This is a genomic window from Hahella sp. NBU794 (assembly GCF_050749805.1).
In the GTDB taxonomy this organism is placed as follows: Bacteria; Pseudomonadota; Gammaproteobacteria; order Pseudomonadales; family Oleiphilaceae; genus Hahella.
Window position 1 is genome coordinate 245074 of sequence record NZ_CP192738.1, and the last position, 11062, is coordinate 256135.

The following is an 11062-nucleotide window of genomic DNA, read 5'->3' on the forward strand; positions in this document are numbered from 1 at the left end:
CAGTAGTCCGAACTAACTTTCCGTTAACGATAACCATGAATAAGGAAAACATCATGAAATTAGTTAGATGGCTAGCCTTGATTTGCACGATACTGCCGGGGGTCGCGCTGGCCGGGCAACTTAGCATGGCGCGAATCACTCTCAACAGCGGCGATGAATTGAAATCGGCCAAGAAGCTTGGCCTCGACATCGTCCACTATCACAAACTGAAAAATCTGACCGCGGGCGTAAAAGGGGAATCTTTTACGGTGGAAGCGGTGCTGTCTCCCGTTGATAAGGAAAAGCTGAATAAAGCCGGTATCAAGTGGGAGCCTATGCAGATGCCTTCGCAGTTCCGCTCGGCTTTCTCCGCCAGCGGCGAAACCGCTTATCACAGCTTTGACGAACCTGAACTGGGTATCGAAGACCGCCTTTACGCTCTGGCGGAAAAATACCCCGCGCTGGTGACGCTGTATAAGATCGGCGAATCCCATCAGGGACGCCCTTTGATCGTCGCCAAACTGTCCCGTAAAACCTGGTGGGACCGCTGGTTCGATCGCGGCGGCGACCTGAAGGACGGCTATGGGGTCAGTCATCAGCCTCCCGGTCGTAAAAAGCCTGAGGTATTCTACGTGGCCACGCATCACGCCCGCGAATGGGTGGCGACGCAAATGGCCATGCGTTACATGGACTACCTCACCGAGAACTACGGCAAGATTGAGCGCATCACCAAGCTGCTGAATCATAACGAGCTGTGGATCATGCCGGTGGCTAACCCGGACGGCTACGAGTACACCTTCACCAACGAGCGTCTGTGGCGGAAAAACCTGCGCGATAACGATGGCGACGGCCAGATCACGCTGCAGGACGGCGTCGACCTGAACCGTAACTTCGGCGAGCATTGGGGCCTGGACGACGAAGGCTCCAGTCCGGTGATGTCCGATCAGACCTATCGCGGACCTTCAGCGGGAAGCGAGCCGGAAACCGTGGCGCTGACTAGCTTTATCCAAGCCCATGACTTCCGTTTTACGCTGTCTTATCACACCTACAGCAACCTGATTCTGTATCCTTTCGGATGGCAGGTGCAGACCCCCAGCTTCGATAATCCGATCTTCGTGGCGCAGGCGGGGACTGACGACAATCCTGCTATCTACGACAGCATTATCGAAGCGGGATATGATCCCGGCGTGAGCGCCGACCTGTACACCACCAATGGTGATTTCACCGATTGGTCCTACGGCGCGTTGGGCATTCCTTCCTACACGGTGGAGCTGACTTCCGGCCAGGATAAAGACGGCAACGCTTACGGCTTTGAATTCCCGGACGATGAAAAAATGCTGCAGGCGGTTTTCAACGACAACCTGGAGTTCGCACTGACCATCGCGGAAAGCGCGAGAAGACCGGATGATCCTGTTTCCGCCGTAGGCATCGAAACAGAAGACGTCTATCACGAGCCGCTGACCACTTCCTGGGGCGCAACTCAGTCTGTGGACATGCTGGCCAAGCGTCGTATCGGCGACCGCAGCTTCCTGGTGTACCAAGTGGACGGCGGTTCGCCCAAGCTGACTCGCTTCCGCAGAAAGTTTGGCGACCGTTACAACACGGAGCAGGGAACTTACTTCAATCGCTACGAGGCGAAGATTCGCGGTCAAGCCGCCGGCAGCACCGTCACCTATTGGATCAAAACCGTCAAAGGCGAGGAGTTCGGTCCCTACAGCTACACCGTAGAAAAAGCCAGCGGCGCCAAAGTGCTGGTGGTTGCGGCGGAAGATTACACTGGCGAATACCCTGTGTATGAGAACAACACCGCTCCTAACTACCTTTCTTTCTACACTGACGCCCTGGACGGCGCCGGTTACTCCTACGACGTGTGGGACGTTGACGCCAGAGGCGCCGTGCCGCCCGCTCGTGAAGTCATGAGCCACTACGACGCAGTGATCTGGTATACCGGCGACGACTTTGTGTCGACCGTTCTGGAAGGCTTCCAGGCGCATGAACAGATGAAGCTGCAGGCGCGTGAATACATCAACTACTGGGACGGCAAAGTCATGGCCACCGGCCAGGGCCTGTCAGAAGCGTCTACTGTCTACGCACAGTTCAACGATGACTTCTTCCAGTACTACATGGGCGCCTTCCTGCACCTGGAGACATCCGGTCTGGGCAAAGAGGGCAATGCGCTGGACGTAGTCGGGCAGGATGACGATCCCATCATGGCGGGTCTGCGTTTCTCCCTGAACGGCGGCGACAGCGCCAACAACCAACACACTCCTGACAGCTTCCTGGTCACCAGCAGCTTTGTGGACGAGTATCACCAGACTCTGGCGGCGACCTATGATCGCCCTGGCGGCGGCTTCAACCCCACTTCCGGCACGCACTATGTGTACAGCCAGCAAGCGGATCAGAGCTTCAAACGTCTGGGTGGAACCATCGAAGTACCAGCGGATGCGCCGTACATCACCTTCAACATGGCGCATGAAACTGAAGCGGATTGGGACTTCGTGTTTGTGGAAATCGCCGAGCAGGGCAGCGATAACTGGACCACTCTGCCGGAAGCCAATGGTTTGACCAGTCAGGATACCGGCGAAAGCTGTAAATCCGGCTGGGTTGACCTGCATCCGACATTGGCCCATTACATGGACGCCAGCTGTAATCCTACTGGAACCACTGGTCAGTGGAACGCCATGAGCGGCAGCAGCGCCGGTTTCCGCACCATGTTGTTTGACCTGTCCGCCTACGCTGGCAAAACCGTTGAAATCTACATTTCCTATGCCTCCGACTGGGGTACTCAGGGACTGGGCGTTTTCGTCGACGATGTGAAAGTCGGGGAAAATGACGCAGAAGATTTCGAAGACGGCTTCGGTCTGTGGCAGCCAGGCGCTCCCGATGGCGCGTTCAACATCAATAATTGGGATAACATCGAAGGCGCAGGCTTCGTTGACGGTCCCGTCATCCGTGACGAAGACACCATTTATATGGGCTTCGGTCTGGAAGGCGTCGATGGTTATGAAAACCGCGTTAAGCTGATTGAGCGTTCAATGAGTTACTTTGGTCTGTAATTTCAGACCTTTCCACTCCTAGAGAGGGCGCCCGCATTCGCCGGCGCCCTTTTTTTCTCCTCACTTTCTTGCAGACTTCGACTTTCGTCTATATCCTTCGCCGCCTTTTACGCGCTGCGCCGATTTGGGGCCAAGTTAGTTTTCGCGCCCTGTTTTCAGGCATGAATGTGATATTTGGCTGCGCGTAAATCATTCAAATTGTGCATTTAAATTGCAAATTGTTGACTAAAAGGTCAATATTTGCCGGTCATCATTGTCGTTGGCGCGCATATTGCTCTTCTGCTCCCTGTCAATAAATACACACAGCGCGGGGAGACGACTGCATATGTGGGGCGATGGGTCGGAAAAGTCCGGCTGCGTCGCAGGGGGGCGGTGGCTTTCCCCGCGCGGTGATGTATTTGCAGGAAAACAATCAAAACAAAGCAAACACAGAAGTAGGAGTATTCATGACTCTCAAGAAACAGTCGGCCCTGGCCGCAGCAAGCGGCGCGTTGGTCGCCGGTCTGCTTTTTTCTTCAGCTGCGAGTGCTGTAGAAGTTCCGGAAGATATTCACGCCGCGGACTATCATTGGATGAACTGGCATCTGTATCGAGGGATTGATCAACGTGGCGGACCTTACAAGTTCGACGACACCTATTTCGAAATCGAGTTCGGAGGCCGTTCCGGCGCCCTGGACTTTTTCGGCTACGTGGATTTTCTGGATATTTTAGGCGACTCAGGCAATTCCGATAAAAATCGCGGCGATAACTTCTTCGCGGATATCGAGCCCCGTCTTTCTATCGACTACCTGACCGGAACGGATCTGTCTGTCGGTCCGATTAAAGAATGGTATCTCGCTTTTGACCTGCTGATGGCTGACACAGGCCCAATCGGAGGTCTGCAGGTATTGTGGTCGGGTATTGGCACAGATACGGAGCTACCTTGGTTGGGTAAAACCGGTATCGCATTCTACGCCCGTTTTATTGGTGAGAACTACGGCGCTAAGAATGAAGGCCATTGGGATGGTTATGTCGCCCACATCAACTGGTTCAAACCTTTCTATCATAACGGCGATGACTTTGTCGCTTTCCAGGGCTACGCAGATTATGAGTTCGCCTCGGATCTGGGTGACGATGACCCGGCCCGGTCCTCCGACTCATTCCAGTCCTACCTGGGCATCTGGTACCATTCCAAGCAATGGGCGGTAGGGTATGGCGCGAAGGTATACCGCAATATGACTCAGTTTGAAGACGGTGCGCCGGGATTTGCTGGCCCGAAACAGGACACTACCGGCGTTGGCCATTACTTCAACCTGACCTACAAAATCTAGCCGCCGTCTACGCGCCGAATGACGCGGCGCTGGATTTCGGAGACGAATCCGAACGAACTGAAGACGCAGCGACGTCTTGGGATTCGTCTCCTTTTTCAGGCAGGGAAATGACTTCAGGAAAGGGAACAATGCAGACAGTCTCCACTTACTATTTGGAAATGACCTCTCCTTCCGATCTACAGGCGAAAAGCCCAGTGGGAGAGTTGCAGATCATGGAATGCGCAATCCGGCAGTTTGAATACAGCCGCTTTCTCTACACGTTGGTAGGCGGCGCTTGGGGATGGACGGACAAGTTGTCCTGGAGCGACGATCAGTGGCGGGATTATGCGGAGAACGAGAACCTGCGCACCTGGGTCGCTTACGTCAAAGGCTCGCCAGCGGGTTACTTTGAACTGCAGAAACAGCCTGAACGACAAGTGGAAATTTCCTACTTCGGACTGGCCCCTAAATTCATTGGCCAAGGGCTCGGCGGCTATCTGCTCACCCAATGCATTCGCGAAGCGTGGAGCTGGGGAGCGGAGCGGGTGTGGGTGCACACCTGTACGCTGGATCACCCTGGCGCGCTGGCCAACTATCAGGCCCGCGGCATGCGTCTGTACCTGACGGAGACGGACTGACGCGTCTGTTTGGCTCGCCGCCATTAAATGCGGCGCCTCCGAGGAAGTCTTCTATACTGAGGGGATAGGACTATCCCAGCCGGAGAAGTCTTGCCGGGAAGGAGCATTATGGCGGAGCTGGATGAACAGACGAATCGACTGACCTTAAAGCTGGTCTATTATGGCCCGGCGCTGAGTGGGAAAACCACGAATCTGGGCGCGCTGCACGAATTGTCTTCGCCGGAACTGAAAGGCGAGATGATGGTGCTGGAGACGCAAAAAGACCGCACGCTTTTTTTTGATCTGTTCCCGCTGGGTTTTGAAGCGCCCAGCGGTCTGTTGATTCAACTCAAACTCTATACCGTTCCGGGGCAGGTGCAGCATGACAGCACCCGCAAAGCGGTTTTATCCCGCGCCGATGGCGTCGCCTTTATCGCCGATTCCCAGCATAACCAAAGCCATACCAACCTTGAGGCGTTTGAGAATCTCGCCGCCAACGCCGGCCGCGTGGGCATAGACTTCGAACGCCTGCCGCTGGTGGTGCAATTCAATAAGCGCGATTTGAAAAATATCCTGAGCGAGCAAGAGATTCGCGAACGCTGGGAGCCCAGCCCCTGGTGGCCGGTGGTGTTCGCCAGCGCTTTGCAGAATCAGGGCGTGCTGGAGACGCTGGAACTGTTGCTGCAACGGGTATATCCAGAGCTGGATGAAGAATACAAGCTTAGCTCCGCGCATCAGTTGAGCCGGGAGGCGTTTGTCGCTGGCTTGTTGGGGAAATAACGGAAGCAGGGGGGCTGCATCGTCGTGAAGGACATTGATCCGGAATTCACGCTTGCCGATTTACTGACGCCGAAAGACATTGAGTCGCTGCAAAATCGATTGCCGCCGCTGTTGGAGACGTCCGCCAGCATCGTCCCTGTACAGGATAAGCCGGAGGCTGACGCCTGGCCTATCCGCTATCAGATTCGCACGGTCGCCTATTTAGTCGCATCCGCTCCCAAAGAAAAAGCCGAAGCCGCCTGCAAGCTGGTGGAGGCCATACTGCATCAGGCCGCCCGCTACCGGCTGGCGGCTTCTCTGCATCATCATGTTGTGGAGCAGGATTATGAGGAGCTGCAGCTAAAGCATCAGGCTCTGCAGGAATCGGAAGCCCGATATCGGGAACTGGCGGAGCAGCTTGAACGCAGGGTGGAGGAGCAGGTGGCGCAGATCGAGCTGCGTCGCAAGCAGGTCTATGAAGCGGAAAAACTGAGCGCATTGGGGCAGCTCGGCGCCGGCGTCGCCCATGAGATTAATAATCCCCTCGGATTTATCCAGTCCAATCTGAACTCAGGTAAAGGCTACCTGCAGGATATCAGCGATGCGCTGACGGAAATGTCGCGCGGCCACGATGTGAAGGCGATTTTCAGTCGCTATGAATTGGACTTTGTTATCAAGGATCTGCATATCCTGATGGGCGACACTCTGGATGGCGTGGCGCGGGTCGCCAAAATCGTCAAGGATCTGAAAGGCTTCGCTGGAACGGATGGCGGCTCCAGGCAGAAAGTGGCCATGGAGGAGCTGATGGAGAGCGTCTGCAACCTCGCCAAACCATTGATGGGCGGCCACATCCGTCTGCGCAAGGAGTATGAGCCGACGCCGCCGGTGTGGTTGGATTATTCGGCGTTCTGTCAGGCGGTGTACGCGATCATGCTGAATGCGGTGCAGGCCATTGGCGAACGCGGTGAGGTGCTGGTGCAGTGCGGTCCCGGCGCAAGCGGGGTGCGCATTGTGATTGAAGACACCGGCTGCGGTATGGACGCGGAGACTCAGAATCGTATTTTCGAACCGTTTTTCACCACCAAACCGGTGGGCTCCGGCACCGGACTGGGCATGACCTTATGCCGGGACATTATCCGCGCTCATGGCGGCGAGATTCAGGTCGCCAGCGAACCGGGCAAGGGCAGCCGCTTTTGCATTGAGCTGCCCGTGACGGAGGAGGCTCCCGGATAATTCATTTATGTCGAAATTCGCTTCTCTATTCGTCAATAACTCTGCTTCCGATCAGGATGAGGATAAAGGCAAGCCCAAAGTGTCCTACAGCGTTTTGCTGGTGGATGATGAGCCTGCTGTACTGAATGCGTTAAGTCGGGTTTTTCGTAAGGAGAGCTACGACATTCTCACCGCCAAAAATGCGATGGAAGCCCTGGAGATCATCAGCCAGCGTCGTATTCATTTATTGATTTCCGACTATATGATGCCGGGGATGACGGGAGCGGATCTTCTGCGCAAGGTGAAGGAGCAGTCTCCAGACACCATCCGCATCATGCTGACCGGGCAGGCGGACACTACTGCGGTGATGGCCGCCATCAACGAGGGCGCGGTCTATCGCTTTATTCTCAAGCCCTGGAATGACGACGACTTACGCGTCACCGTCGCCCTGGCGCTTGAACAGTATGATCTCATTCAAAAGAACAAAGAGCTTGAGAAGACCAACGCCAAACAGCAAAAAGATCTGCAGGCGTTCAGCAAGCTGGCGCAGCAAAATCGCAGCCAGCTGGCGATCATGCTGCATAAACATAATCTGCTGAACAAGCAGCAGGTGCAGGAGGTGTTCAAGCTGCAGCAAAGCCGTAAGGAGACGGTGATCAAACTGCTGCTGGAAAAGCAATGGATTGAGGAACGCAAGCTGGTGCAGCTCCTGAAGAAGGAAATGTTCTTTGAAGAGGTGTCGCTGGCGGAGTTTCAGATTGAGCCGGCGACTTTGTCGCTGATCCCCACGTCGCTATGTCAGAAGCAACTTATCATCCCTCTCCGGGTCAGCGGCAAGCGCCTGTTATTGGCCATGGCGGACCCCCTCAACGTGGAGCTGATCGATGAACTGGGCTTTACCACGGGCATGCAGATTGACCCTGTCGTCGCCACGGTCAGCGCAATGGAAATGAAACTCTCCGAGTTGTTTGCGGAAGAGGAAACCTCCATCAAAGAGCTGGAAAGCGTGGTGATGGGGGTTGATCCTTTCGAAGGCATCGAAGTAGTCATCGAAGACGATGATGACGACTCACTGGAAGACCTGCTCAGTCAGACCGAACAGCCGCCGGCAGTGCGCCTGGTTAATGCGATTATCATTGAGGCGTTGCGTCTGGGCGCCAGCGATATCCATATCCATCCCCGCACCAATCAGGTCATTGTGCGTTATCGCATAGACGGCGTGCTGGAGGACAAGATCCGTATTCCGCACAACATGCATATGTCCCTTGTCTCCCGCATCAAGGTGATGTCCGAGTTGGATATCACTGAACGCCGCCGTCCCCAGGATGGACGCATCACGGTGAAAACGCCGATGCGGGTGGTGGATTTGCGCATTTCCACCCTGCCCACGTTGAACGGGGAAAAAGTGGTGATGCGGGTGCTGGAGCGTAATTCCTCCGTGAAAAACCTGACCCACCTGGGACTGTCGGAACTCAACGCCAAACGCATGGAAGCCGCCATCAACAAACCCCAGGGCATGATTCTCGCCACGGGGCCTACCGGCAGCGGCAAAAGCACGTCGCTCTATGCGCTGCTGCAGCATAACGCCACGACGGAGAAGAATTACGTCACCATTGAAGACCCGGTGGAGTTTTATCTGGATATGGCCGGGCAAGTGTCGGTGCGGGAGAAAATCGGCTTGAGTTTCGCCTCTATTTTGCGCGCCATTTTACGTCAGGACCCGGATATCATTCTGCTGGGAGAGATTCGCGACTTCGAGACGGCGGAAGTCGCGCTGCATGCGGCGCTGACCGGACACCTGGTGTTTTCCACCCTGCACACCAATTCCTCTATCGGCACTATCGCCCGCTTGCTGGACCTGGGCATCAAACCTTTCGTCGCAGCGCAGGCGCTGGAATGCATCATCGCGCAGCGGTTAGTGCGGCGCATCTGTGACCACTGCCGGGAAGAAGTCACCCCCAATGAGGAGGAGATTTACCTGCTGGGGCCGCTCTTCGACGATCCGCAACTGAAAACCTTTCACGGCCGCGGTTGTCACAAGTGCAACCACGGCTATAAAGGCCGCATTGGCCTGTACGAAGTCCTCACCATGACAGAAGAACTGCGCCACCACATCGCCGGCGGCGCCTCCAGTAAAGAACTCCACGACATCGCCGTCGCCAACGGTCTCGTCACCCTCGTCGACGACGCCAAATCCCGCGTCCACAACGGCCTCACCACCACCTACGAAGTCCTGCGAGTGCTGGGAACACAGATAGAGGTGTAGCCACAACACTCTCGGTCCTGAGAGTTATCTGTATAGCGCAAGATTGCTTTTTGACGATGCTTTAAAGGGTATACTTCGCCTTCAAAATCAATGTGGTTGATGGGTGTATGGAAGGAGTTGCAGTGACTGTCTCTGATGTATCTTGCTTCTTAATAGGCTTTGCAATAGTTGGACTGATTAGCTTCTCGATAGTTTTTATTTTGAACAAGGTATTTTATGTAGATTATAAGAAGCTATCGGGCATGTTAGGGATAGCCTGGGTTCTTCTGTACTTTTTATGTGTATTTGTTCCGTTTTTTATCTCAGGCGTAAAGCCCGGGTTTGAAACTGCGTACTCCCCTGATCAGCTTGATAGGGTAGCGGGCCAATATAGCTTAATCACTGCCATAGTGGGGTACGCGCTTAGCCATGATATGTTTGTGTATGCCTTAATGGCGGTAACTGTGATGTTGTTGTTAAAAGGCGAATTTTTTAAAAATGAGAATGTTGAATATGTGGCTAAGTCACTGATATTTATTTTCTATTCTGTGATCGTATTTGAAAGTCAGAAATATCTGCATGTTCTGAATTTTGCTCTGGAGTAGATGTATTGTCAGTCCGATGGCGCTTGCTTTCACCACCTCTGATTTTTGAAGGGAAAGTTGGGAAATAGTAAGCATAAGATCCTTTACTCTTGTCATATTGAATCCCGCCCTCCTTGGCGAGACTCATCGCTTTTAGTCCCGTAATTTTCCCTGTACCTCAACAAAGATCCGCATCCTCCACTCTTAGAATCGCCAGGCCGGGGCTGCCGGCGGTGCTGGTTCGGCTGAGGATGGCTTCGATGTAGTAAGCGTTTTGCGTGAAGTCGAAGCTGGTGGTCCAACAGCCGTCGCTGACGCTGTGAGTCTGGTAGGCCGCGTTGGCGGGACGGGTGTTGCTGTCCAGCGTCAACAGCGTAGTGGTGACGCCGGTGTTGTAGTTGTACTGGCGGAGAGACAGCACGACTCTGGCGTCGCTTCCGTTATCTCGGAAGCGGGCGCTGAGGCGCTTGTTGACGCCGCCATTATCGAGATCGGCGATGGCGGTGACGTTATACCGTAAAGTAACGCTGCTGGATGCCGGCGCAGCGCCATTGATCTGGGCGACGCCGCTGGAGAAGTTAACCTCCGCTGCATCCGCCTCGTCGAAAACGCCGGTGGAGCCTACCGCCGTCCACGGCGAAGCCGCCCAGGCCGCGCCCACAAAACCGGTTGCGAGCGTGAAAGCGCTGGCTTGCAACAAAGTCGTCAGTTTTTGTGATGGGCGTAGCCACTGAATTAAATGGCTGAGAGATCCGCTGACTCGTTCCATATTTGCTGTCTCCGTTTTTTAGGGGCGGCGTGTCCGGCCGCCGGGCGGGCTCCGGCGCGTGGCGCCGGAACACAGCAAGCTTAGACCTGAGAGGGAGACTGTGCGTGGGAATATGTCGCAGCAGGGGCGTTAAAAAGTACCTCGACAAGTGCGTTACACCTTGGCGTAACGCGCTGACGGATTAACTTTGCGGGTTTATTGTTGCAAGGCCAGAATCATTCCGCCGCCGACCGCCAGGCTGATAAGCATGCCCAGGGCGGGAGCGTAAAACTGCGGCTTTTTATAGTGCTTGTACAGGTTGATAAGAATCAGCGCGACGAAGGCGATCAAGGCCAGTGACAGGGCGGGAATCGCCAACGGCTTGAACATGACGGAGGCGGTGCCGGCGATCACCAGTCCTGCGAGGAAAACCAGCCCCATTTTGGCGTCATGAAAAAAGATCTGCATGAACATGAAACTCGCGCTGGCGAAGAAGATCACGAACAGGACGGTGAATAGATTGAGGTTGGTTAAAACTACTTCGGACATGTGCATTCCACGCGCTGGTTGAGC

At 54.9% G+C, this 11062-nt stretch carries 9 protein-coding genes; 7 read left to right on the top strand and 2 right to left on the bottom strand.

Going from position 1 to position 11062, the window contains the following annotated elements; genetic code table 11:
• The first annotated feature begins 53 nt into the window (after positions 1-53).
• The 7 genes from ACQYWX_RS01085 to ACQYWX_RS01115 all read left to right on the top strand — a co-directional run bounded on the left by ACQYWX_RS01085 (position 54) and on the right by ACQYWX_RS01115 (position 9762).
• Complete coding sequence (locus ACQYWX_RS01085; RefSeq protein WP_431687592.1) at positions 54-3035, top strand: M14 family zinc carboxypeptidase; 2982 nt, start codon at positions 54-56, stop codon at positions 3033-3035.
• A gap of 446 nt (positions 3036-3481) precedes the next feature.
• Positions 3482-4345 carry an outer membrane protein OmpK gene (locus ACQYWX_RS01090; RefSeq protein WP_431687593.1) on the top strand — a complete coding sequence of 288 codons (864 nt, stop codon included), beginning with the start codon at positions 3482-3484 and terminating at the stop codon, positions 4343-4345.
• Between the two features lie 128 nt (positions 4346-4473).
• A complete protein-coding gene (locus tag ACQYWX_RS01095) occupies positions 4474-4962 on the top strand; it encodes a GNAT family N-acetyltransferase (RefSeq protein WP_216735423.1) in 489 nt (162 codons plus the stop codon).
• 108 nt (positions 4963-5070) lie between these two features.
• Entirely contained in the window at positions 5071-5721 is a 651-nt protein-coding gene (locus ACQYWX_RS01100; RefSeq protein WP_216735424.1) for a GTP-binding protein, read from the top strand.
• A gap of 24 nt (positions 5722-5745) precedes the next feature.
• A complete protein-coding gene (locus tag ACQYWX_RS01105) occupies positions 5746-6933 on the top strand; it encodes a sensor histidine kinase (protein ID WP_431687594.1) in 1188 nt (395 codons plus the stop codon).
• Between the two features lie 7 nt (positions 6934-6940).
• Entirely contained in the window at positions 6941-9178 is a 2238-nt protein-coding gene (locus ACQYWX_RS01110) for an ATPase, T2SS/T4P/T4SS family (protein WP_431687595.1), read from the top strand.
• A gap of 122 nt (positions 9179-9300) precedes the next feature.
• On the top strand, positions 9301-9762 hold the full coding sequence (locus tag ACQYWX_RS01115) for a hypothetical protein (protein ID WP_431687596.1): 462 nt from the start codon (positions 9301-9303) through the stop codon (positions 9760-9762).
• Positions 9763-9919: 157 nt separating this feature from the next.
• On the opposite strand, the gene ACQYWX_RS01120 is transcribed toward ACQYWX_RS01115, so the two are convergent.
• Both ACQYWX_RS01120 and ACQYWX_RS01125 read right to left on the bottom strand, forming a co-directional pair.
• On the bottom strand, positions 9920-10510 hold the full coding sequence (locus tag ACQYWX_RS01120; protein WP_431687597.1) for a hypothetical protein: 591 nt from the start codon (positions 10508-10510) through the stop codon (positions 9920-9922).
• Positions 10511-10705: 195 nt separating this feature from the next.
• Positions 10706-11038 carry a hypothetical protein gene (locus tag ACQYWX_RS01125; RefSeq protein WP_216735429.1) on the bottom strand — a complete coding sequence of 111 codons (333 nt, stop codon included), beginning with the start codon at positions 11036-11038 and terminating at the stop codon, positions 10706-10708.
• Between the last annotated feature and the right edge of the window lie 24 nt (positions 11039-11062).

Bases quoted from the DNA above. Each gene is read 5' to 3' on its own strand.
- ACQYWX_RS01100 (WP_216735424.1), top strand. From the start codon at position 5,071: ATGGCGGAGCTGGATGAACAGACGAATCGACTGACCTTAAAGCTGGTC.
- ACQYWX_RS01120 (WP_431687597.1), bottom strand. From the start codon at position 10,510: ATGGAACGAGTCAGCGGATCTCTCAGCCATTTAATTCAGTGGCTACGC.
- ACQYWX_RS01095 (WP_216735423.1), top strand. From the start codon at position 4,474: ATGCAGACAGTCTCCACTTACTATTTGGAAATGACCTCTCCTTCCGAT.
- ACQYWX_RS01090 (WP_431687593.1), top strand. From the start codon at position 3,482: ATGACTCTCAAGAAACAGTCGGCCCTGGCCGCAGCAAGCGGCGCGTTG.
- ACQYWX_RS01110 (WP_431687595.1), top strand. From the start codon at position 6,941: ATGTCGAAATTCGCTTCTCTATTCGTCAATAACTCTGCTTCCGATCAG.
- ACQYWX_RS01085 (WP_431687592.1), top strand. From the start codon at position 54: ATGAAATTAGTTAGATGGCTAGCCTTGATTTGCACGATACTGCCGGGG.
- ACQYWX_RS01125 (WP_216735429.1), bottom strand. From the start codon at position 11,038: ATGTCCGAAGTAGTTTTAACCAACCTCAATCTATTCACCGTCCTGTTC.